The 25,054-nt window shown below is 38.7% G+C and carries 16 protein-coding genes and 3 pseudogenes; 4 read left to right on the top strand and 15 right to left on the bottom strand.

Features of this window, described 5'->3' with window-relative positions; all coding sequences use genetic code 11:
• Window positions 1-2: 2 nt before the first annotated feature.
• The 4 genes and pseudogenes from pyrH to BscR1v2_RS02640 form a co-directional block, all read right to left on the bottom strand.
• The gene (gene pyrH, locus BscR1v2_RS02655) at window positions 3-722 is read right to left on the bottom strand and encodes a UMP kinase (protein WP_078689652.1); all 720 of its coding nucleotides are present in this window, start codon (window positions 720-722) and stop codon (window positions 3-5) included.
• A 148-nt stretch (window positions 723-870) separates the two neighbouring features.
• Window positions 871-1,794, bottom strand: coding sequence for a translation elongation factor Ts (tsf, locus tag BscR1v2_RS02650; RefSeq protein WP_078689650.1), 924 nt, complete (start codon window positions 1,792-1,794; stop codon window positions 871-873).
• Window positions 1,795-1,900: 106 nt separating this feature from the next.
• Window positions 1,901-2,676: pseudogene (gene rpsB, locus BscR1v2_RS02645) on the bottom strand (30S ribosomal protein S2).
• 165 nt (window positions 2,677-2,841) lie between these two features.
• Window positions 2,842-3,666 carry a cell envelope integrity EipB family protein gene (locus BscR1v2_RS02640; RefSeq protein ID WP_078690299.1) on the bottom strand — a complete coding sequence of 275 codons (825 nt, stop codon included), beginning with the start codon at window positions 3,664-3,666 and terminating at the stop codon, window positions 2,842-2,844.
• Between the two features lie 153 nt (window positions 3,667-3,819).
• Here BscR1v2_RS02640 and BscR1v2_RS02635 point away from each other — a divergent pair, with 153 nt between their 5' ends.
• Both BscR1v2_RS02635 and BscR1v2_RS02630 read left to right on the top strand, forming a co-directional pair.
• A complete protein-coding gene (locus BscR1v2_RS02635) occupies window positions 3,820-4,281 on the top strand; it encodes a RidA family protein (protein ID WP_078689648.1) in 462 nt (153 codons plus the stop codon).
• Between the two features lie 146 nt (window positions 4,282-4,427).
• Window positions 4,428-4,850, top strand: coding sequence for an HIT family protein (locus BscR1v2_RS02630; protein WP_078689647.1), 423 nt, complete (start codon window positions 4,428-4,430; stop codon window positions 4,848-4,850).
• A gap of 8 nt (window positions 4,851-4,858) precedes the next feature.
• Here the strand turns inward: BscR1v2_RS02630 and clpA are convergent.
• Together clpA and clpS are read right to left on the bottom strand one after the other, a co-directional pair.
• Window positions 4,859-7,217 (bottom strand): annotated as a pseudogene (gene clpA / locus BscR1v2_RS02625) (ATP-dependent Clp protease ATP-binding subunit ClpA).
• Between the two features lie 13 nt (window positions 7,218-7,230).
• Window positions 7,231-7,590, bottom strand: coding sequence for an ATP-dependent Clp protease adapter ClpS (gene clpS, locus BscR1v2_RS02620; protein ID WP_153301972.1), 360 nt, complete (start codon window positions 7,588-7,590; stop codon window positions 7,231-7,233).
• A gap of 234 nt (window positions 7,591-7,824) precedes the next feature.
• On the opposite strand from clpS, the gene BscR1v2_RS02615 reads away from it, so the two are divergent.
• Both BscR1v2_RS02615 and BscR1v2_RS02610 read left to right on the top strand, forming a co-directional pair.
• Entirely contained in the window at window positions 7,825-9,174 is a 1,350-nt protein-coding gene (locus BscR1v2_RS02615) for a D-alanyl-D-alanine carboxypeptidase (protein ID WP_078689644.1), read from the top strand.
• Window positions 9,175-9,206: 32 nt separating this feature from the next.
• Window positions 9,207-9,485 carry a hypothetical protein gene (locus BscR1v2_RS02610; RefSeq protein WP_078689643.1) on the top strand — a complete coding sequence of 93 codons (279 nt, stop codon included), beginning with the start codon at window positions 9,207-9,209 and terminating at the stop codon, window positions 9,483-9,485.
• 472 nt (window positions 9,486-9,957) lie between these two features.
• On the opposite strand, the pseudogene BscR1v2_RS02605 reads toward BscR1v2_RS02610, so the two are convergent.
• The 9 genes and pseudogenes from BscR1v2_RS02605 to nusG all read right to left on the bottom strand — a co-directional run bounded on the left by BscR1v2_RS02605 (window position 9,958) and on the right by nusG (window position 25,051).
• Window positions 9,958-11,354, bottom strand: a pseudogene (locus BscR1v2_RS02605) (L-serine ammonia-lyase).
• A gap of 353 nt (window positions 11,355-11,707) precedes the next feature.
• Window positions 11,708-12,385: a nitroreductase gene (locus tag BscR1v2_RS02600; RefSeq protein WP_078689642.1), complete on the bottom strand. Its 678-nt coding sequence runs from the start codon at window positions 12,383-12,385 to the stop codon at window positions 11,708-11,710.
• Window positions 12,386-13,068: 683 nt separating this feature from the next.
• A complete protein-coding gene (gene rpoC / locus BscR1v2_RS02595; RefSeq protein ID WP_078689640.1) occupies window positions 13,069-17,280 on the bottom strand; it encodes a DNA-directed RNA polymerase subunit beta' in 4,212 nt (1,403 codons plus the stop codon).
• 171 nt (window positions 17,281-17,451) lie between these two features.
• Window positions 17,452-21,600 carry a DNA-directed RNA polymerase subunit beta gene (rpoB, locus tag BscR1v2_RS02590; protein WP_078689639.1) on the bottom strand — a complete coding sequence of 1,383 codons (4,149 nt, stop codon included), beginning with the start codon at window positions 21,598-21,600 and terminating at the stop codon, window positions 17,452-17,454.
• A gap of 282 nt (window positions 21,601-21,882) precedes the next feature.
• Window positions 21,883-22,254: a 50S ribosomal protein L7/L12 gene (gene rplL, locus BscR1v2_RS02585; protein WP_078689638.1), complete on the bottom strand. Its 372-nt coding sequence runs from the start codon at window positions 22,252-22,254 to the stop codon at window positions 21,883-21,885.
• Window positions 22,255-22,357: 103 nt separating this feature from the next.
• Window positions 22,358-22,876, bottom strand: coding sequence for a 50S ribosomal protein L10 (rplJ, locus tag BscR1v2_RS02580; RefSeq protein WP_078690298.1), 519 nt, complete (start codon window positions 22,874-22,876; stop codon window positions 22,358-22,360).
• A gap of 358 nt (window positions 22,877-23,234) precedes the next feature.
• The gene (gene rplA / locus BscR1v2_RS02575) at window positions 23,235-23,933 is read right to left on the bottom strand and encodes a 50S ribosomal protein L1 (protein WP_078689636.1); all 699 of its coding nucleotides are present in this window, start codon (window positions 23,931-23,933) and stop codon (window positions 23,235-23,237) included.
• A 4-nt stretch (window positions 23,934-23,937) separates the two neighbouring features.
• On the bottom strand, window positions 23,938-24,366 hold the full coding sequence (gene rplK, locus BscR1v2_RS02570) for a 50S ribosomal protein L11 (protein ID WP_010703624.1): 429 nt from the start codon (window positions 24,364-24,366) through the stop codon (window positions 23,938-23,940).
• A gap of 154 nt (window positions 24,367-24,520) precedes the next feature.
• Window positions 24,521-25,051 (bottom strand): transcription termination/antitermination protein NusG, encoded by a 531-nt coding sequence (gene nusG, locus BscR1v2_RS02565; RefSeq protein ID WP_034990066.1) that lies wholly within the window; start codon window positions 25,049-25,051, stop codon window positions 24,521-24,523.
• Window positions 25,052-25,054: the final 3 nt, after the last annotated feature.

Raw genomic sequence — 25,054 nt, 5'->3', positions numbered from 1 at the left:
TTTTATTCCGACACTATTGTAAATCGACCCGTGCCATTCAACACCTTAATCAAACCACCTTTTTCATGAATAGAAAAAACAATAATCGGTACATTATTTTCACGCGCTAAAGTTACCGCTGTCGTATCCATAACAGATAATCCCCATTTTAAAATCTCAACATGTGTTAATTGATCAAAACGCTTAGCCGTAGGATCTATCTTTGGATCAGCAGAATAAATGCCATCCACTTGCGTTCCTTTCAATAAGACATCCGCTCCAATTTCTGCCGCACGCAAAGTAGCAGCAGAATCAGTCGTAAAAAATGGATTACCCGTACCACCAGCAAAAATAACAACTTTCTCCTGATTCATATAACTTATTGCTTTACGCTGCGAAAAACTTTCACAAATTTGCGGCATCGTAATCGCAGACAGTACAACCGCCTCAACCCCCAATTTCGTTAATGATGTTCGTAATGCTAAAGAATTAATAGCTGTGGCAAGCATTCCCATATGATCGCCAGTTACACGATCCCCACCCCGTGAAGCAACAGCAACCCCACGAAAAATATTGCCACCACCTATAACAATAGCGACTTCCACACCCATTGCCCGCACTTCAGCAATATCGGAAGCAATACGATCTGCAACTGAAACATCAATTCCAAAACTTTGCCCCCCCATAAGTGCTTCACCAGACACTTTTAATAGAATACGTTTATATCGAAGAGCTAACGTCATCTATGATCTCCTAAAGAGCACATTTATTTTCTTACCTTCGATACACTAAGGGCACCACCTTGTCACGTGATGCCCTTTAAATTAGCCATATTTTTTCATATTAATGGTATAAATTTTAGGCTTCCGCCCAACAATTTTACAAAAACAATTAGCTCTTTGCTGCAGCCGCAACTTCCGCAGCAAAATCAGTTTCTTCTTTTTCCACACCATCACCTAATGCAAAACGAATAAAACCAGTGATCGTTGCTGGTGCCCCAATTGATTTTCCAGCATCCTTCAAAGCAGCCTCAACAGTAACATCAGGATTCATAACAAAGGCTTGAGAAAGTAAAACAACCTCTTCGTAAAATTTACGCATACGCCCTTCTACCATTTTTTCGATAATATTTTCAGGCTTTCCAGATTGACGTGCTTGATCTGAAAAAATCGCTTTTTCACGCTCAACAGCACTAGCATCAACATCCTTTGCAGTTAACGCTAATGGATTTGTTGCAGCAATATGCATTGCAACCTGACGACCAAAAGCAACAGCAGCATCTTTATCTCCTGAAGTTTCAATAGCAACGATAACTCCAAGCTTGCCAAGACCATCAGCCACACTATTATGAATATAAGTAGCAACAACACCATCTTTAACAGATAGTTTAGCCGAACGACGCAATGTCATATTCTCACCAATTGTGCCGATTGCGTCTTTAATTGTTGCATCTATAGTTTTTTCAGAGCCTGGATAAATAGATGCAGATACAGATTCAACGCTACCTTGTGTATCCAAAGCAGCAACTGCTACATTACGCACAATTTCCTGAAAAGCATCATTGCGCGCAACAAAATCTGTCTCAGAATTTACTTCAACCAAAACAGCACTTAAACCCTTCGATACTGCACCAATTAACCCTTCAGCCGCCGTACGTCCAGCTTTTTTATCCGCTTTGGCTATCCCCTTTTTACGAAGCCAATCAACCGCAGCTTCCATATCACCATTAGTTTCCGCCAGAGCTGTTTTGCAATCCATCATACCAGCCCCTGATAATTCGCGAAGTTCTTTTACTTGTAAAGCAGTAATGCTCATATTAGCCTCTTTATCCTATAATGGCAAAAGCACGCACAGACGAAACCCCTCTGCACGCTCATAACCTTTCATTTAGAAAATAAATGCCTCAACAGGCGTTTTTAAATCATGATTCCACAACCGAAACCGCATCTTCCAAAGCAGGCTCCACAGGTACATCAGCCTGAGCTCCTACATCAATATTCATTGCACCTTGTTGACGAGCAATACCATCAAGAGCAGCACGTGCAACAAGATCACAGTAAAGAGAAATCGCACGCGAAGCGTCATCATTACCTGGAATTGGATAATCAATACCATCAGGATCACAATTTGTATCAACAATAGCAATTACAGGAACACCCAAACGCTTTGCTTCTTGAATGGCAATATTTTCCTTATTTGTATCAACAATAAACATAAGATCTGGAACAGACCCCATATCCTTAATACCACCTAGTGCACGATTCAATTTCTCACGATCACGCTCAAGATTTAACCGTTCTTTTTTAGTAAAGCCCTGCGCTTCAGTAGTTAGAATTTTATCAAGTTTACGCAAACGGTGTATTGAATTAGAAATTGTTTTCCAATTTGTCAGCATACCGCCAAGCCAACGCGCGTTAACGTAATATTGAGCCGATCGACTAGCTGCATCAGCGATAATATCAGACGCCTGCCGTTTGGTGCCAACAAATAGAACACGCCCCCCTGCGCAACCGTATCTGAAACAAGTTTAAGCGCTTGATACAAAAGAGGAACAGTCTGAGCAAGATCAATAATATGAATATTATTACGCTGACCGTAAATATAGGGAGCCATTTTTGGATTCCAGCGCTGTGTCTGGTGACCAAAGTGTACACCTGCTTCTAAAAGCTGGCGCATAGTAAAGTCTGGTAATGCCACAATTTTATCCTTTCCGGTTTAACCTCCGCGAAAAAAGTAAAAAAACTTACTACCGGTGGACACTTGATAGTTTTTTCCTATAAGTACCCGAATTTCGCGTGTGGAATAAAAATATCATACTAATATTTGATTTTTTTTCAAGTCATTTTCTGCATAATCATTTATTTAATGATTGCAAGTATCAGAATTCTTTCCAAGATCGAGTAGTTCAAAATTTTTCAATTTTGCGCGTATCGAAAAACCCCCATAATCTATGAGCAAGTCTCGCATAATACCGTTTTCATATAAAAGAAAGCTGGTACGATAAAGAGGCAAACCATCTTTATTTTTTTTATCATCAAAATAAGAAATTGTAACAGGCCAATGGCTTTCCTCACTTAATTTTCCCAAGTTTTTTGTTTCAGAATCAGATGTTAGCTTCTTTTTGTCTCCAATAACTATGCTTTCTTTTATCACTTCATTTGCACCATCTGTTCCATCAAATACAGCTGTGTGATAAAAATGACGAGCTGCTTTTGCCTGCTGAATAATAGTTTTCAATTGCATAATTGGAAATTCAGCTGTTGCAAGTTTATAGACATCCTCTTTTGGCTTTTTTAATTTAACTATAATTCCATCTTTAGTGCGCTCAGCCACCCCTTCGATATTATCTGAAACGTCTTCTCCAATCTTATTTTGAACATTAAAACGAAATTCATGACTATTAGCTGTTTCATAACTCGTTATTTGTTGATCTGTTAAACGTATTGGTGCATCTTTCATATAAATACGGTTCACAAAACGAGACCTTGTAGTATAACCATGACATGCTGAACCTGTAAGCTCATAAACCATCCGCCCAGAAACTCCTAGGATCGACATTTCATGAGAAACACTTTCAAGTTGAAAATCGTAAATAGCTCGATGAGGTACCAAAAAAATAGGTTTTTCAGCTCCTGCGGAACATAGAAGAACATTGTATAAACCTATTATAAATAATGGCTTGATTATTTTTGACTTCCAATTTTTTATTCTGCACACAATCATATAAAAAACGACAAACCTCCCCTTAAATCACTTCAATACATTACATTTCTTTAAGCTAGAAAATAGTTTATGAGACACATTATATCACTATATCATAGAAAATATGGAAGTTAAAATATGACCAACTTAATTGAAAGTCGTTTAAAAAAATTTGGTATTGTTATTCCTGAAGCAATACAACCCATTGCAAATTACATAACAACATCACAAATTGGTAATCAACTTTTCATTTCTGGCCAGCTACCACTGTCTTGTGGAAAACCAGTAGCAATCGGAAAAGTTGGCGCAACTGTCAGTGCTGAACAAGCAAAAAAGTCCGCAGAAGTATGTGCTCTTAATATCCTTGCACAAATAAAATTAACCCTTGGTGATTTAAGTAAAATAAAACGCATAATAAAAATTACTGTCTTTGTTGCAGCAGATCCTAATTTTACCGATATACCCCTTGTTGCTAATGGAGCTTCTGATCTATTTGTTAATATTCTCGGTGACGCAGGTAAACATGCTCGTTCTGCTGTCGGGGTCTGTTCTCTGCCTATGGGCGTTCCTGTAGAAGTAGAAGCTATTATAGAAATCTAGCTCTTTCATAAATATCAACATTTGCGCAAAATAGAATATTATAAATTGTTTTGAGTTTATATTTTCAAAGAGTTTACATTTTTTAGTCTTTAAAAAACAGCGTGAATGAATTTTATTTCTAGATAAATACTGAAAGAAAATGCTTTATGAAACAATTATATGACGATAACAATATTTTTGCTAAATTGATTCGTAACGAAATTCCTTCTGTTCGTGTCTATGAAGATAATGATGTTATTGCATTTATGGACATCATGCCCCAAGCTCCAGGGCACACACTGGTTATTCCCCGAAAAAGCTGTAGAAATTTATTAGATGCAGATACGGAAATATTGTTTCCGGTCATTAAAGTTGTTCAAAAAATTGCTAATGCTGTTAAAAAAGCTTTTCAAGCGGATGGTGTAACAGTCATGCAATTTAATGAAGCAGCTAGTCAACAAACCGTTTACCATCTTCATTTCCATATTATACCACGGATGGAAGGAGTAGAACTTAAACCCCATAATAATGTCATAACGCCTACAGAAATACTCAAAGAACATGCACAAAAAATCCGATCAGTTCTTTAAAAATGGTTTTAAGTTGTAGAGCTCTTTTTTCTTATATATTTTGCAGAATTCAATAAGCTCTTGTGAGCTTTGCTGCCATTTGAGCCAACAGAAGGGGCAGGAGATAAAATTTCTAATTCTAGTTTTTCTCTACCATTGTTTAACTTGTGCGTAAACACGCGAACTATGCCACCGGTGCGCAACTTCCCAAATAAAATTTCATCAGCTAACGGCTTTTTTATATGTTCTTGTATGACACGACTCAACGGACGTGCTCCCATTTGAGCATCGTACCCTTTACGAGCAAGCCATACCATTGCAGATTCACTGAGTTCAAAAGAAATTCCTCTATCAATTAATTGTGCTTCAAGTTGAAAAATAAACTTCTGCACAATTTGATTAATTACTAATTGGGATAAAGGTGCAAATGGAACAATAGCATCTAACCGATTACGAAATTCTGGTGTAAATAATTTATTGATAGCTTCTATATCATCACCATCACGATGTATTTTACCAAATCCCACAGCCGACTTTGCCATATCCGAAGCGCCAGCATTGGTTGTCATAATTAAAATGATATTGCGGAAATCAATTTTTCTACCATTATGGTCTGTTAATTTACCATAATCCATCACCTGCAATAAAATATTAAACAATTCTGGATGAGCCTTTTCAATCTCATCTAACAACACAACCGCATGAGGATTCTGATCAACAGCATCTGTGAGAAGACCACCCTGATCAAACCCTACATAGCCTGGAGGAGCTCCTATCAAACGTGCTACTGTATGCCGTTCCATATATTCTGACATATCAAAACGCAACAACTCAATTCCCAAAGAAGATGCCAGTTGTTTTGCAACTTCAGTTTTCCCAACACCTGTTGGTCCTGAAAATAAATAACTTCCTATCGGCTTTTCTGACTCACGTAATCCCGCTCGTGCTAACTTAATGGACGATACAAGTACTCCAATCGCCTGATCTTGCCCATAAACAACATGTTTGAGCTCTTTTTCAAGATTTTCAAGGACTTTGCGATCATTATTAGAAACTGTTTTTGGTGGAATCCTTGCCATAGCTGCAATTGTAGATTCAATTTCTTTAACACCGACACTCTTTCTTCTTTGTTTTTTTGGCAAAAGCATCTGCGCAGCACCACTTTCATCAATAACATCAATTGCTTTATCGGGTAATCGGCGGTCAGCCATATAACGTGAGGATAATTCTACTGATGCTATCATTGCTGCATCGGTATATTTAATTTGGTGAAATTCTTCGAAATAAGGCTTCAATCCTTGCAAAATCTTAATTGCATCAGCGACAGATGGCTCATTAACATTAATTTTCTGAAAACGACGCGTCAAAGCTCGATCGAGTTCAAAAATTTTTCTATATTCCTTATAAGTTGTCGAACCAATACATCGAATCATACCTGAAGATAATGCAGGTTTTAAAAGATTTGCTGCATCCATATGCCCCCAGACGTAGCTCCTGCCCCAATCAGTGTATGAATTTCATCAATAAATAAAATAGCGCCAGGATATTGTTCTAATTCTTTAACAACCTGCTTTAATCGTTCTTCAAAATCACCACGATAGCGTGTGCCAGCAACAAGCCCCCCATATCAAGAGAAAATATTGTTGCATTTAATAAAACTTCGGGCACCTTTTCATCAACGATGCGTTTAGCCAACCCTTCAACTATAGCCGTTTTTCCAACACCAGGTTCGCCAACCAACAGTGGATTATTTTTTGACCTTCGACATAAAACCTGCATCATTCGTGAAATTTCCACATCACGACCAATTAATAAATCAATTTTTCCACTGCGCGCTTTACAATTCAAATTAACACAATAAGTAGCAAGCGCACTGGCCACTTTGTCATTGTTTTCCAAAACATGTTGATCTAACTGCTCTTCAAGATCTTCAAGTAATAGGGATAACCCATCATCACGCACAATACCGTGTGAAATGAAACGCACAGCATCATAGCGCGTCATTCCCATTTCTTGAAGAAAATATGCTGCATGACTTTCACGTTCAGAAAAAATTGCAACAAGAACATTTGCCCCTGATACTTCATCTTTTCCTGCTGATTGAGCATGAATCACTGCACGTTGAATAACACGCTGAAAAAATGCTGTTGGTTTTGTATCCTTATCGGTTTTAATTTGTGCATCCAATTCCGATTGGATATAATTAGTCAAACGTTCCCGTAACTCTTCCAAATCTACCTGACAAGCGTGGATTACTGAGCTTGCATCAGCATCATCTAACAAAGCAAGTAAAAGGTGCTCTAATGTTGCGTATTCATGCTGCGCTTGAGTAGCAATTGTTAATGCACGATGCAAAACTTCTTCAAGGCTGGGCGTAAAAGACGGCATAACCCTCTCTCTTTTATTCCATTACACATTGTAATGGATGTTCATTTTGACGTGCACACTCCATAACTTGCACAACTTTCATTTCAGCCACTTCATAGGTATAAACACCGCATTCACCTACCCCATTTTGATGAACGTTTAACATAATACGAGTTGTTTCCTCAAAACTTTTTTTAAAAAAGCTCTCCAAAATAAAAACAACAAAATCCATAGGTGTGTAATCATCATTCAGCAAAAGAACACGGTATAATTTAGGCTTTTGAAATTTCGGCTTAACTTGAGGTATAACAATAGTATCATATTTATCTTCACTCCAGCCCTTGCCCTTTTCATTTTGCATAGTATGAAGTGCGGGTTTTTCAGTTAATATCATTATCATTTTCCATGTAGTATACTTTTTATTAATTTAAAATCCTCTCATAACCATCGCAATATTTGAGTATATGAAGAATAAATTTTCTTTTATGATCAAATTGTAAGTCAAATGGAGAGACTTACAAAATGATTTTATAAATAAATTAGTAACACCATTCATCTAAATTGTGTTAAACTAACTGCAACAAGAAAGATCTTGATGCGATTATTTGGCATAAATAAGGTATTACACGTGTATATTAACTGGCGAAAAATTGCACCTTTCTACAAAGGAATAGTGACTACTTTTATTGTTCTAACTATTTCTTACTCTTCAGCAAAAGCTACTCCTAAAGAAGCTTACCCCGATAAATATGCGGCTATTGTTATAGATGCACACACAGGAAAGACCTTATTTCAAGCCAATGCAACTTTAAAACGTTATCCTGCCTCTTTAACAAAAATGATGACGTTGTACATGCTCTTTGAAGCTATGGAAGTACGTCGCGTAACGCCAAACACACCCATTCCTATTTCAGCTTACGCAGCTGCACGCCCACCAACGAAAATAGGCTTTAAAGCAGGTCAAACAATTTCTGTAGAAGAAGCTGCTAAAGCTCTTATTACCAAATCAGCAAATGATGTTGCTACTGCTGTAGGTGAATATCTTGGTGGCAGTGAACCAAAATTTGCTCGAATGATGACAGTGAAAGCCCGTAAACTTGGTATGACAAATACTCGTTTTGCAAATGCTTCAGGTCTTCCAGATGCACGCAATTACTCTACAGCAAAAGATATGGCCACTTTGGCATTAGCTTTACGTAAACATTTTCCCCAGCAGTATAAACTGTTTAAAACAACAAGTTTCTCTTTTCGTGGCAAAACAATTAACAACCATAATAAATTAGTAAAAACAATAAAAGGTGTTGACGGAATTAAAACAGGCTATACACAAATGTCAGGTTCTAATTTAGCCACGTCAATGCATATTGAAGGACGATCCATTGTTGCCGTGGTAATGGGAGGAAAATCATCTACAGAGCGTGATATTCACATGACTAACTTGTTGAACCGATATTTGCCAAGAGCAAGTCGTAAGAAAACAAATGGATATTTAGTAGCTGCAGTGTCTTATAATTTACCTACCGGAGCAGCCACCCCTATACCTGTCGCTAAAACAAATCTAACTGATTTAGATGATGATGTTTCTGCACTTCTAACAGCACTTGCTGCACAACCTAATGAATTAAACACAGCTATAGCTGCCGTAAATCAAGTGATTATACCAACTCCTAATCCTCACAAAACTACATCTGGGGAGATAGATAAGATCATTACTGCTTCTTTATCTACAACTGGTGGATGGGCCATTCAAATCGGTTCTCTTCCCAGTAAAGAACAGGCAAACTCTCTGCTTTTAAAAGCCAAGAATACAGCTTATTCAGCTCTAAAACATACATCTGCACATATGCAACTGTTTGAAAAAAGTGGAAATCGTTATTATCGTGCTCGATTTGTTGGCTTTCAATCAAAAAAAGCTGCGCACGATGCTTGTTCTACCCTAAAGAAAGCAAATTTTAACTGCTATACTGTAATCTATTAAAAGTTTTTGAATTCTGTATTAAGGACAGTGCCATGACATATAATGTTATTTCCCCATCTCTTGAAAAGGGAAAGCAGTCAAAACAATCGTCTCTCCTCTCATTACGTTCTCTTCACGATGCTGCAACTAAACTTGCCAATTTAAAGCATACCCCAATGGTGCCAAACACACATTCTCTTGTTAGTCTTCTTATTTGTCAAACAAATCGAAACCGTCGTTTAGCTACGCCTCCTGTACGTATTCATTTACGAGTTGCAAGTCGCACAGGAAATATACCTGTCAAACTTCGTTTAGGAGCAACTAATACTTAATTTATCAGCTATCCCTTATAAGAGATACTTGATTGATAACAAAATACTTATTCACTATGTGAAATTTTAAAGAAATTTAAGTGCGTGGTTTTTTATCTTAAATTTACAGAAATTCCAGCGTGAATTTCTATTTTTATTATTTAACATTTATAGTGTTTAATAACACTGTTCTTAAAAGACGCAAAAATACCAAAACTATTAGTATCAATACAGAATCTAACATTAAACGGTATATTGCTTACACATTCGTTATAGTAAAAAAATATCTATGAAACGATAATAGCAACACTGAATATTGATACTAATGGTTTACTAAAAAGAAATTCTTCCGATCGTTTGCTTACTTCACTTAAACGATATTTCCTTATTAAAATCACATTCTTTCAATGCATAAAGCACTCTTAAGAAAGTAGTGCTTCTCTTTATGCATAAATAACCCGACAATTTTATCAAATAAAGTACCTTTATTTAGCTAACATGATGTAACATTGCGTGCAAGGCCGCCTTTACTTGTCTCTTTATAGCGCTCACTCATATCATGGCCTGTTTGACGCATCGTTTCAATACAGGCATCAAGAGAAACAAAATGTGCTCCATCACCATATAAAGCAAGAGAAGAAGCTGTTACAGCCTTAACAGCACCCATAGCGTTGCGTTCAATACATGGAACCTGTACAAGGCCCGCAACTGGATCACATGTCATTCCCAAATGATGTTCAAGAGCAATTTCAGCAGCATTTTCAATTTGAGCGGGCGTACCACCCAATGCTGCTGTCAATCCTGCAGCTGCCATTGAAGATGCTGTTCCCACTTCACCTTGACAACCAACCTCTGCACCAGAGATAGAAGCATTATGTTTAATGATACCGCCTATAGCTGCTGCCGTTAATAAAAAATTATGCACCCCTTCCCGATTGGAACTATTATTAAATTGCAGATAACAACGTAGAACAGAAGGCACAACACCAGCTGCACCATTCGTCGGTGCGGTGACAATACGGCCACCTGCTGCATTTTCCTCATTTACTGCTATAGCGTATACAGAAAGCCAATCATTGATCCAAAGTGAGTGATTACGATTTTTTTTCTGATCTTCTAAAAGCTCTTTATACAGTTTTTTAGCACGTCTTGGAATACGCAAACCGCCCGGTAACTCACCTTCTTGTGCAAGCCCCCTATCAATGCAATCTGACATAGCTGAACAAATCTCATCGAGCGCAGCATCAAAAGCAGTACGCTCCATTTTTGTTTCTTCATTAATGCGCTTCATTTCAGCAATTGAAAGGCCTGAATTTTCCGCCATTAGCAACATTTCACTCGCTGAGTCAAAAGGATATGGCACCTGAGATGTTTCTAATTTTGTATTATAATTCACATCATTTAATTCATCTTCGGTTACCACAAAACCACCACCGATAGAATAATAAACTCGCCGTAAGAGGATGTTTCCGTCACAATCAAGCCCTTCAAATGCAAGACCATTAGCATGCCCAGATAAAACTTTTTTTGTTCAAAAATAAGATCATTCTGCAAATCAAAATGATAAGCAGGATGACCTATTGGTTGCACCTTTTTTTCATGTTTAACTTTTTCTAAAAGCATCCCCATATTATTAGGATCAACAGTAGACACTTTTTCTCCCAACAACCCTAATATAATAGCTTTATCTGTAGCGTGACCAACACCAGTAAAAGCCAACGAGCCATGAAGATAAACACGAATATGAGAAACTCTCATATGAGATGAACAAGATAAATCCTTTGCAATAATTTCTTGCAAAAACATATTAGCAGCTGTCATCGGCCCCATTGTATGAGAACTAGAAGGGCCGATACCAATTTTAAAAAGTTCAAAAACAGATAGAAACATCACTTACCCCAAAACAAAATGCAGATTTTGAGTATAAGTTCTTTTATTATTTTTGTCTCATTTAAAATCAAATTGTAAGATAAGCTAAAAAAATGACAGCAATAAATACCAATGTTGCGCGCCTTGCTACCACCCAACAATTTTTTTCTATACTATCTTCCATTTTCAACCTTTGAGGAATTAATTGGTTATCCAAAATACCGCTATTTTAGCGTGATGAGTTTAGTAAAATAAATGTTAACATGCAATGTTAAAATAAAATGGAGGTTATAAATTGTATTGAGATATTTCTTATAATACCTCAAATTTTAAAATTAACCATCCAATACACAAGAACATTTCATTAGCACAAATCAAACAAAACGTACAAAATTTTCGATCGGTTCGCGTTCAGTTTCAAAATTGTTTTCTGGAGCATTTGCATCGCGATAACCAAGCGCCATACCACATATAAGACGTTGCTCAGAAGACACTGATAAAAGTGTACAAACTTGCTTATGATAATCAGCAAAAGCTGCTTGAGGGCATGTGTCTAATCCAAATCCACGCGCTACTAACATAATTGTCTGCATAAACATACCTAAATCAAGCCAACTACCAATTTCCATATCTTGATCCATTGTAAACAAGAGTCCAACAGGTGCACCAAAAAATGAAAAATTTCGCGCATGTTGGCGAAGCATTTTTTCCTGCTCACCTTTCTGGATTCCAAGACTTTTATAAAGATCCAAACCAACTTTTCGACGCCGAGAAAGATAAGGCTCCCGCCATTGGCGAGGGTAATAATGATATTCACGCTCTCCTTTTACACCTGATAGTACAAGCTGTGAAAGTTCTTCCCCTACTTTCTGCAACATATCCCCTGTTATAACAATTACTTGCCAAGGCTGAAGATTTGCTCCAGATGGTGCTCGCGCTGCGAGTTTTAAAATTTTCTTGATTGTTTCCTGCTCAACAGGCTGATCAGTAAAAGCTCTAATTGATTTTCGTGACAAAACAGATTGAAAAATATCAAAAGTAGAATTAGCCATTGTTTTTACTTTCCCCCTACAAGAAGATAAACTGAAATACCATTGCTGTTTAATAGAAAAAATTTTCTATGGCACAAGAAAAACCAATGCAATGTAATTAAATAAAACACACTCGCTTCCCAAAATTTGAGTTCCCAAATAGTCATGACTTTAATTAGCATGAAATATTACCTAAGCCTAAGATTTGAGTTATGTTTCACATGTTTTTCCACTATATCAACTCATGAAAATCTATAAATTCTTATGCATTAAGAGCATATTTTATTTTTTTGCTGGCTTTAACTTTTAACCCTTCCATCATAATATCACTCTAGCACCTTTCTGGAAAAAGATAATACAGAATTGATCTAACAAATTACTTCTCTGACATCCCCTAAAATCAATCATTTTAGATCATTTGAGACAATCTGTCGCTCTCTACCCCCTCTCATGACCTTTTATAGAAAATATCAGTCGACATGAATTTTCATTTGGTTGCACAACAATTAAAACTTTACAGCTAAACAATAAGCATTGCCAATATCATTATCAATGAATGTAAAAACAAAGCAAAACTATAATTGCTTATAATTTTACAGTTATACTTATTAGGAATAATCCGCCATTTCTGCATTTAAAAACCAAAAAAAATGCCTGAATTTTACTCAGGCATTTTCCTATTACTCTTTGGCGTTTAATCAAAATTATTCAACAGCAGCATTCGCCGTCATATCCGTCAACATAGCTTTACTTTCTTCACTATGACTAGACTTACGCTGTTCATCTACAATCAAATCATCACGAATCGTGGCAATACGACGAATTTGAGCGATTGTGCCACCTGTACCTGCAGGAATAAGCCGGCCAACAATAACATTCTCCTTCAACCCTTGCAAAGTATCAATCTTTCCTGAAACTGCTGCTTCAGTAAGCACCCGAGTTGTTTCCTGAAATGACGCTGCTGAAATAAAGGATGGTGTCTGAAGAGATGCTTTCGTAATCCCAAGAAGTATAGGATTACCAGATGCAGGCTTTTTACCTTCCGCAATTAAATTATCATTGATTTCATCTAACTCAATACGGTCAACATTGTCACCTGGAATATAACCAGAATCTCCAGATTCTGTAATTTCAACTTTTTGCAACATCTGACGAACGATCACTTCAATGTGCTTATCATTAATCAAAACACCCTGTAAACGATAAACCTCTTGAATCTCATTAACAAGGTAAGACGCCAAAGCTTCAACACCCTTAATTGCTAAAATATCATGAGGTGCTGGGTTGCCATCAAGAATATAATCACCTTTTTCAATTTGATCGCCTTCTTGTAAATGAAATAGCTTACCCTTTGGAATTAAATATTCTACTGGCTCAAGATTTGCATCATTTGGCTCAATAATAATACGGCGTTTATTTTTATAACCCCGACCAAATCGAACTGTACCACTAACTTCAGCGATGATAGCGTGATCTTTCGGACGCCGCGCTTCGAAAAGTTCAGCCACACGTGGTAAACCACCCGTAATATCTTTGGTCTTAGCACTTTCCAGTGGCAAACGCGCAATAACATCACCCGCCTTAACGTAAGAACCAAGCTCAACAGAAAGGATAGTATCCACTGACATCGTGTAACGAGCTTCCCCCCCTTTGTGCAATTTAGCAATATGCTCACCTTTCTTATCTGCGTGAATGATAATTGCTGGCTTTAGCTCAGCACTGCGTGGATTAGCACGCCAATCAATCACCAAGCGCTTCGTAATCCCCGTAGATTCATCAGCTGTTTCAGTTACTGATAAACCATCAATCATATCTTCAAAACCTATATAGCCATCAACTTCAGTAAGAATTGGGCGTGTATAAGGATCCCACTCTGCTATACGTTGTCCACGTTTAACAACATCACCATCATCAACAAAAATGCGTGAACCATAGCTAATACGATGCACAACACGCTCTTTACCAGTCTCATCCTTGACAATAACAGCCATATTGCGCCCCATAACCACCAAGTGGCCTTCAGAGTTGCGAACTACATTACGATTACGTAGTTCTACTGTACCTTCATAAGACGCTTCAAAATAAGATGAATCAACAACCTGCGCCGTTCCTCCTAAGTGAAATGTACGCATGGTAAGCTGCGTTCCTGGCTCACCAATTGACTGAGCCGCAATCACACCAACTGCTTCACCTTGATTGACTGGCGTTCCACGTGCCAAATCACGACCATAACATTTAGCACAAACACCAAGACGCGTTTCACAAGTCAGAGCAGAACGAATCTGAACAGACTGAATTCCAGCTTCTTCAATTTTAGCGACATCAGCCTCTTCAATCATCGCACCACCCTGAAGAATAACCTCACCAGAAACTGGGTGCAAAATATCAAAAAGTGCTGTACGACCAAGGATTCTCTGACCAAGCGATGCAACAATCTGTCCTGCATCAACGATTGGCTGCATAGTAAGACCTTTTACAGTACCACAATCAACCGCTGAAATAATAGCATCCTGCGCAACATCAACAAGACGCCGTGTTAGATAACCAGAGTTAGCAGTTTTTAATGCAGTATCAGCAAGCCCCTTACGAGCACCATGGGTCGAGTTAAAGTATTCGTTAACAGTTAAACCCTCTTTAAAATTAGAAATGATCGGTGTTTCGATAATTTCACCAGATGGTTTTGCCATTAATCCGCGCATACCAGCTAACTGCCTCATCTGATTAGCAGAACCACGCGCACCCGAATGCGACATCATGTAGATTGAATTCATTTGCCGCTGAGAACCTGTCTTTGGATCAAATACAACAGCTTGAATACGCTTCATCATTTCATCCGCAATGCGATCAGTACATTTACCCCAGGCATCCACAACTTTGTTATATTTTTCACCTTGTGTAATCAAACCATCATTATATTGCTGCTCATATTCCTTAGCCAAAGCTTCCGTTTCTGCAACCAAACGTGACTTGCTATCGGGGATAACCATATCATCTTTACCAAAGGAAATACCAGCACGACAAGCATGAGAAAAACCAAGTTGCATAATACGATCACAGAAAATAACCGTTTCTTTTTGCCCACAATGCCGATAAACTTGATCAATTATTTTAGAAATGTTCTTTTTAGTCATCTCCTGATTAACAATATCAAATGAGATATTCGGATTTTTAGGCAAAAGCTCGCCAATAATCAAACGACCAGGCGTTGTATCGTAAAGCTTGGCAACCTCTTTACCATTTTCATCTATATTTTTAAAACGGCCTTTGATCTTCGTATGAAGAGTCACAACTTTATTCTCTAAAGCATGATACAGCTCACCCATATCAGCAAATGCCATTCCTTCACCTGGTTCTTTATCAGAAACAATTGAAAGATAATAAAGACCAAGAACCATATCTTGTGATGGAACAATAATCGGTGCACCATTGGCTGGATGTAGAATATTATTAGTCGACATCATTAAAACACGAGCTTCAAGCTGAGCTTCAAGTGAAAGAGGAACGTGCACTGCCATTTGATCGCCATCAAAATCCGCGTTAAAAGCTGTACACACCAATGGGTGAAGTTGTATCGCCTTTCCTTCAATCAAAACAGGCTCAAAAGCTTGAATCCCTAGACGATGAAGCGTTGGTGCACGATTTAACAAAACAGGATGTTCACGAATAACTTCATCCAAAATATCCCAAACTTCCGGATGTTCTTTTTCAACAAGCTTTTTTGCTTGTTTTACAGTTGATGAATAGCCCTTTGCATCAAGGCGTGCATAAATGAATGGCTTAAACAATTCGAGAGCCATCTTTTTAGGAAGACCACATTGATGCAATTTCAATTCAGGCCCTGTCACAATAACTGAACGACCTGAATAATCAACACGCTTCCCAAGTAAGTTTTGACGGAAACGCCCTTGCTTACCTTTTAGCATATCTGAAAGTGACTTTAATGGACGTTTATTCGCCCCAGTAATCACGCGTCCACGGCGACCATTGTCAAATAATGCATCAACCGCTTCTTGTACCATACGCTTTTCATTGCGTACAATAATTCCAGGAGCACGCAGCTCAATTAGTCGTTTTAAACGATTGTTACGATTTATAACACGTCGATAGAGATCATTTAAATCCGATGTTGCAAAACGACCACCATCAAGTGGAACCAATGGACGTAAATCTGGTGGAATCACCGGAATTGTTTTCATAATCATCCATTCCGGTTTATTACCGGATTCAAGGAAGCTTTCAACAATCTTGAGCCGTTTAATCAGTTTTTTTTGTTTTAATTCCGAAGTCGTTTCAGCCAATTCAACGCGTAAATCATTCGCTATTTTATCCAACTCCATTGCAGCAAGAAGCTCATAAATAGCTTCTGCACCAATCATAGCAGTAAATTGGTCCTCTCCAAATTCATCAATAGCCAACATATACTCTTCTTCGGAAAGAAGCTGGTGCATTTTGAGCGACGTCAGACCTGGTTCGGTAACAATATAATTTTCAAAATAAAGAATTCTTTCGATATCCTTTAAAGTTAAATCTAAAAGAGTAGAAATACGACCCGGTAATGATTTAAGGAACCAAATATGAGCGACTGGCGCTGCAAGTTCAATATGCCCCATGCGTTCACGGCGCACACGTGAAAGAGTAACTTCTACACCACACTTTTCACAGATAATGCCTTTATATTTCATACGTTTATATTTGCCACATAGACATTCATAGTCTTTAATAGGACCAAATATACGCGCACAAAAAAGACCATCACGCTCTGGCTTAAACGTCCGATAATTAATAGTCTCTGGCTTTTTGATCTCGCCATATGACCAGGACAGAATCTTCTCAGGACTCGCAATTGAAATACGAATAGAGTCAAATGTCTGCGTTGGTACCTGAGGATTGAAAAGATTCATGACCTCGTGGCTCATGCTGTTCTCCTTCAAAGATTTTTAGAATCCGCTGCGATGGCTCTTTTTTATCACAGTCTTATTTAAAACCTATTTCTACTTTTTAAATCAGCTTTTACTACCTTAATAGAATTTTTATTATAGCCTTTCAAAGTGATTAGAGCGCACTGTTTTTCTGTGCGCCCTCATTCATTACTCTGTTGCATCAGACAACGCCTGGTGCGCTACAAGTCCGCGTGCATCATCAAGTTCTACATTAAGACCAAGTGAACGCATTTCTTTTACCAACACATTAAAGCTTTCAGGTATACCTGCCTCAAATGTATCATCACCACGAACAATCGCTTCATAAACTTTTGTCCGACCAGCCACATCATCTGACTTAACTGTCAACATCTCCTGCAAAGTATACGCAGCACCATAAGCTTCAAGAGCCCATACTTCCATTTCACCAAAACGCTGACCACCAAATTGCGCTTTACCACCCAACGGTTGCTGAGTAACAAGTGAATAAGGCCCTATTGAACGTGCGTGAATTTTATCGTCAACAAGATGATGCAATTTAAGCATGTAAATATAACCTACTGTCACCGGACGATCAAAAGGCTCTCCCGTACGACCATCGTAAAGCGTCACCTGTCCTGAACTATCTAAACCAGCATCTTCCAACATCATGTTGATATCAGCTTCATGAGCACCATCAAAAACAGGTGTTGCAATTGAAACACCATCTTTCATCTGAAGCGCCAATTTAAAAAGACTTTCATTATTATACTGACGCACTGGTTCATTACGGTCATTATCAGGAATGAGATTCTCAATACACTGACGTAAAGGAAGTATATCCCCAGTCCCCTGATAAAGCTCAACCAAATCACCAATTTTTTTACCCATCCCTGCACACGCCCAACCAAGATGCGTTTCAAGAATTTGACCAACATTCATACGACTAGGCACACCCAGTGGATTTAACACGATATCAGCATGCGTTCCATCTTCAAGAAAAGGCATATCCTCTACAGGAAGAATGCGCGATACAACACCCTTATTACCGTGGCGCCCTGCCATTTTATCTCCTGGTTGGATTTTGCGCTTTACAGCCACAAAAACCTTTACCATTTTCATGACACCAGGAGGCATCTCGTCGCCCCTTTGAACTTTCTCAACCTTATCCATAAAGCAACGTTGCAACGTTTCTTTTGATTCATCATACTGCTTACGTAAAGCTTCAATTTCATTTTGAATCTTTTCATCATCAATAGCAAATTGCCACCATTGCGATCGTGGATAAGAATCCATTATTGCGCTATCAAGCTTCTTGCCTTTTGAAAACCCTTTCGGACCTTCTATTGCAACTTTATCTTTCAACATATCTGCAAGACGTGCATAAACATTTCGATCAAGAATCGACTGCTCATCATCACGATCTTTGGCTAAACGCTCGATTTCCTCACGTTCAATCGCCATTGCACGTTCATCTTTTTCCACACCATGACGATTAAAAACACGCACCTCAACAACAGTACCAAAAGTTCCAGGAGGCATCCGCATAGAGGTATCACGGACATCTGAAGCTTTTTCACCAAAAATCGCACGCAAAAGCTTTTCTTCTGGCGTCATTGGACTTTCACCTTTTGGTGTAATTTTACCAACTAAAATATCGCCAGGCTGAACTTCAGCACCAATATAAACAATACCAGCCTCATCAAGATTCCTTAATGCCTCCTCTGCAACATTAGGAATATCACGAGTAATTTCCTCTGGTCCAAGTTTAGTATCGCGTGCAGCAACTTCAAATTCTTCAATATGAATCGAAGTGAACACATCATCAGCAACAATACGCTCAGAAAGCAGAATGGAATCTTCATAATTGTAACCATTCCAAGGCATAAATGCTACAAGAACATTTCGCCCAAGAGCTAAATCACCAAGATTAGTTGATGGACCATCAGCAATGATATCACCTTTTTCTACCCGATCACCAACATGCACGAGAGGACGCTGATTAATACAAGTCGATTGATTGGAACGCTGAAATTTCTGTAAACGATAGATATCAACACCAGATTTTGAAGGATCCAAATCTTCTGTTGCACGAATAACAATACGTGTTGCATCAACCTGATCAACAATACCACTACGTTTTGCGCCAATAGCAGCACCAGAATCACGAGCAACTATCGATTCCATACCTGTACCAACAAATGGTGCCTCAGCACGTATAAGTGGAACCGCTTGACGCTGCATGTTTGAACCCATCAATGCACGGTTTGCGTCATCATTTTCCAAAAATGGAATAAGAGCAGCAGCCACTGAAACTAACTGTTTTGGTGAAACATCCATCAAATCCACATGATCACGTGGAGCCATCAAAACTTCACCTGCGTGACGGCAAACTACAAACTCTTCCGTAAAACGCCCCTCTGAATCTAATGAAGAATTAGCCTGAGCTACATAATGTTTTGATTCTTCCATTGCAGAAAGGTAAATCACCTCTGTTGTCACTTTACCGTCAATAATTTTGCGATATGGACTTTCAATAAAGCCATATTTATTAACTCGTGCAAATGTTGCTAAAGAATTAATAAGACCAATATTAGGACCTTCTGGTGTTTCAATTGGGCAAATACGACCATAATGCGTAGGATGCACATCACGCACCTCAAAACCTGCACGCTCACGTGTTAAACCACCTGGCCCAAGAGCAGAAAGACGACGCTTATGGGTAATTTCTGACAAGGGGTTAGTTTGATCCATAAACTGCGACAATTGCGAAGATCCAAAAAATTCACGAACCGCTGCCGCTGCTGGCTTTGCGTTAATCAAATCTTGTGGCATAACAGTATCGATTTCAACCGATGACATACGCTCTTTTATTGCGCGCTCCATACGAAGCAAGCCAATCCGATACTGATTTTCCATCAACTCCCCAACTGATCGAACACGACGATTACCGAGATTATCAATATCATCAATCTCACCATGGCCATCACGTAGTTCAACTAACATCTTAACAACGCCAAGAATATCCTCCTGACGCAGGGTACGAACCGTATCAGGGCAATCAAGCCCCATACGCAAATTCATTTTAACACGACCAACAGCTGAAAGATCATATCGTTCAGGATCAAAAAACAACGAAAGAAACATAGCCTCCGCTGTATCTATTGTTGGAGGCTCACCTGGACGCATTACTCGATAGATATCAAACAGTGCGTCTTGCCGACTTTCATTTTTATCCACCTTTAAAGTATTGCGGATATACGCACCAACATTCATATGATCAATATCAAGAACATCAATTTGATCAGCATTAATATCAAACAAAATCTTCAATGCTTTGTCGTCAATTTCATCACCGGCTTCAAGATAAATCTCACCCGTTTGATAATTAACAATATCTTCTGCTAGATAAGACCCTAGCAAATCATCTTCACTAACTCTAATCGCTTTTAGACCTTTTTCTGCCAAAAGTTTTGCAGTACGAACTGTGAGTTTTTTACCCGCTTCAGCAACTACCTCACCACTATCTGCATCAATAAGATCAGAAACCAGCTTCATTCCCTTAAAGCGATCAATTGAATAAGGAACACGCCAACCATTTTCAACACGCTCATAGGTAATTTTATTATAAAATGTTGATAAAATATCTGACGCATCCATACCCAACGCCATCAAAAGACTCGTAACCGGAATCTTACGCCGCCGATCAATACGGGCATAAATAATATCTTTAGCGTCAAACTCAATATCAAGCCAAGAACCACGATAAGGAATTACACGAGCCGCAAAAAGTAATTTTCCTGATGAATGCGATTTCCCCTTATCATGATCAAAAAACACCCCTGGAGAACGATGCATTTGCGAAACAATAACACGCTCTGTACCGTTAATGACAAAAGTACCATTACTCGTCATTAAAGGCATATCGCCCATATAAACGCCCTGCTCTTTAATATCTTTGATATCTTTCGAACCTGTATCTTCATCAATATCAAATACGATTAAACGCAATATTACCTTTAACGGAGCTGCGTAAGTCAAATCACGCTGACGGCACTCTTCAACATCAAATTTTGGTAAATCAAATTCGTAACGAACAAATTCAAGCATAGCTGTACCAGAAAAATCCGAAATAGGAAATACTGATTTAAAAACAGCTTGCAAGCCTTCATCTGGACGCCCACCTTCTGACTCCTCAATCATGAGAAATTGATCATATGATGCTTTTTGGACCTCAATAAGATTCGGCATTTCTGCCACTTCAGGAATCTTACCAAAAAACTTGCGTACGCGCTTACGACCATTGAATTGAGACATCATCGCTAGGGTCTGAGCCATCATCGTTCCTCGATCTTTACTATTCAAGGCAGACTAAACCTTGAAAGCTCCATACCATTAGCCTGCATACACAGACCAGTTTATTTGATACCCTGTGAGCACCGTTTACTTTCATACATATAACCAAATATTTATCCTATTTAGTTCTGTTACTAAAGTTCTCACAGATTAAACCCACTCCTCTTACAGCTACTAAACTGTCAGAAAAAAGCTATATCAATCAAGCCTTTTCCCTAAAAAGAGGAAGTCGATGGACATAAATGCCCACCGACACAATTAAGACTATTTAAGCTCAACCTTAGCACCTGCTGCTTCGAGCTGAGTTTTAATTTTTTCTGCTTCGTCTTTCGAAACACCTTCTTTAATAGACTTAGGCGCCCCTTCAACCAAGTCCTTTGCTTCCTTAAGACCAAGACCAGTAAGAGCACGAACTTCTTTAATAACATTAATTTTTTGAGCACCACCATCAACAAGAACAACATCGAAATCTGTTTTTTCTTCAGCAGCTGGAGCAGCTCCACCACCAACAGCAGCAACCGCCACAGGAGCAGCAGCGGAAACACCCCATTTTTCCTCAAGTAATTTTGAAAGCTCAGCAGCCTCTAAAACAGTAAGGTTAGAAAGATCTTCTACGATCTTTGTTAGATCAGCCATTTTTAAATTCCTTCAACTAAAAGGTTTGAATCATTGTTTAAAATTTATCTCAAAAACAGAAAAGCATTAAAACCTTTCTGCAATTGTGAAACACAAAACAGTACTAAGCCGCTTGGCCCTCCTGAGCATATGCACCAACAACACGCGCAACTTGACTCGCAGGAGCATTGACAACCTGAGCAACACGAGTTGCAGGAGTGGAAATCATACCTACAAGCTTTGCCCGCAATTCGTTTAATGAAGGCAACGAAGCTAATGATTTCACAGCATCAACACTCAAACTTGTTGCACCCATTGAACCACCAAGGATGACAAATTGCTCATTTGTTTTTGCAAAATCAACAGCAACTTTCGGTGCTGTAATCGGATCTTCTGAATAAGCAATAAGCGTCTGCCCAGTAAACAGATCTCTCATTGATTCAGAATCCGTGCCTTGAAGGGCAATTTTAGCAAGGCGGTTTTTGGCAACTTTAATAGCACCACCTGCTTCGCTCATTTTTGAACGAAGATCGTTCATCTGCGAAACCGTTAAACCAGAATAATGCGCAACAATGACAGAACCAGACTTTTGAAAAGCCTCGTTAAGCCACGTGACAAATTCGCGTTTTTCCGCTCTATCCACTGTTTCTCTCCATTTAACAGGCACATTTGAAACAAACCTGCTGGTTACCTTTGATAACATAAAATCATTCTTCTATGCTACCGACGAGGATCCTGCCCCCTTTCACGCATAAACGATCAAAGGCAACCTTGGCTCAAACCCTTTAAGTCTCTTAACTTAAAGCTTTTACCCTAGTCTCATGCAGGCTTTCTTTCGATTAAGATACCCAAAGTATCACCCACAATCTCGGACAGGACATCCCGGAATTTCTTCCGGTATGACCTAAGCTTAAAAAAAGCTTAGATAACTGGATGCCGAATGAACCCGACAACCAAAAACTGCAATAATTATTTACAGTAAAATCATAAGTTTGCTCAACCTACTCTGCACAAACTGTTGCAGGATCAATCTTAACCCCAACTCCCATTGTTGAAGAAACTGCAACTCGCTTAATATATTCACCTTTTGCACCTTGCGGCTTAGCTTTAGTAACTGTATCAGCGAAAGCTTTAATATTTTCCACGATTTGATCAACCCCAAAAGAAGCCTTACCAATACCAGCATGTACAATACCAGCTTTTTCAACACGAAACTCAACAGCACCACCTTTAGAAGCTTTAACAGCAGCAGCAACATCAAGCGTTACAGTACCAACCTTTGGATTTGGCATCAAACTCCGCGGACCAAGAACTTTACCAAGACGACCAACAAGAGGCATCATATCTGGCGTTGCAATACAACGATCAAAGTCAATAACCCCAGCATTAATAGTCTCAAATAAATCTTCAGCACCTACAATATCAGCACCAGCAGCCTTAGCTTCTTCAGCCTTGTCACCACGTGCAAAAACAGCAACACGGATATTTCTTCCTGTCCCATTAGGTAAATGAGCAACACCTCTAACCATTTGATCCGCATGACGAGGATCAACACCTAAGTTCATCGAAATCTCAATTGTTTCATCGAACTTAGCAATCGCACGCTCTTTAACCATTGAAACAGCATCTGTTAAGGCATAGAGTTTATCAAAATCAATACCTTCACGAATTTTTTTTATTCTCTTTGCTACTTTTACCATAACATTAGCCTACGACTTCTAAACCCATCGAGCGAGCAGAACCTTCAACCATACGCATCGCCGCTTCAATGTCATTTGCATTAAGATCTTTCATTTTTGCTTCCGCAATCAAGTGAATCTTATCACGAGAAATAGTCCCTGCAGATACCTTACCAGGCTCTTTTGAACCAGATTTCAAATTTGCCTCTTTCTTCAAGAAAAATGATACAGGAGGAGTTTTTAGAGAAAACGTAAAAGACTTATCTTGATAATAAGTAATAATTACTGGAATCGGAGCCCCCTTTTCCATTTCCTGCGTAGCCGCATTAAACGCCTTACAGAATTCCATAATATTGATACCACGCTGACCAAGAGCAGGTCCAATTGGAGGAGAAGGACTAGCCGCCCCCGCTGGAACCTGCAATTTTAGCTGCCCTGCATTTTTTTTTGCCATAATAATCTGCCTTTAATTTAAACTGGTAAACTGGCAATTCATCACACAGAATACCCGCTGCAGTTGGGTAGTTCGGATCATTAAGCCGGCAAAAACCATAAAATCACCTTCTACCTATTATTTTTAAAGCGATCAAACATCACTTTAAGTTCAATCAGAGCTTTTCAACCTGACTAAATTCTAAATCAACAGGTGTAGGACGCCCAAAAATTATCACCTCAACCTTAAGACGAGAGCGCTCTTCTTCAACCTCTTGAACAATACCATTAAACGAAACAAAAGGCCCATCAGCTACCCGGACCTGCTCACCAACCTCAAACAAAATGGAAGATTTAGGAGACTCAACACCTTCTTGTACCTGTTTAAGAATATGCTCAATCTCCCGATCAGAAATAGGAACAGGCCGTGCATCCGAACCCAGAAAACCTGTTACTTTAGGAGTATTTTTAATGAGGTGATAAACCTCATCTGTTAATTCGGCACAAACCAAAACATAACCCGGAAAAAATTTACGCTCAGAATCAACCCTACGACCCCGACGAACCTCAACAACACGCTCAGTTGGAACAAAAATCTTTTCAAATAAATGATCAAGCCCTTTTTGTTTTGCTTCTTTTTCAATAGCTTCCGCTACTTTTTTTTCAAAGTTTGAATACGCTTGAACAATATACCAACGAGCAGCCACAGT

It is taken from the genome of Bartonella schoenbuchensis R1 (genome assembly GCF_002022685.1).
Lineage (GTDB): Bacteria > Pseudomonadota > Alphaproteobacteria > Rhizobiales > Rhizobiaceae > Bartonella > Bartonella schoenbuchensis.
This window is presented reverse-complemented; position numbering and strand designations above follow the sequence as displayed.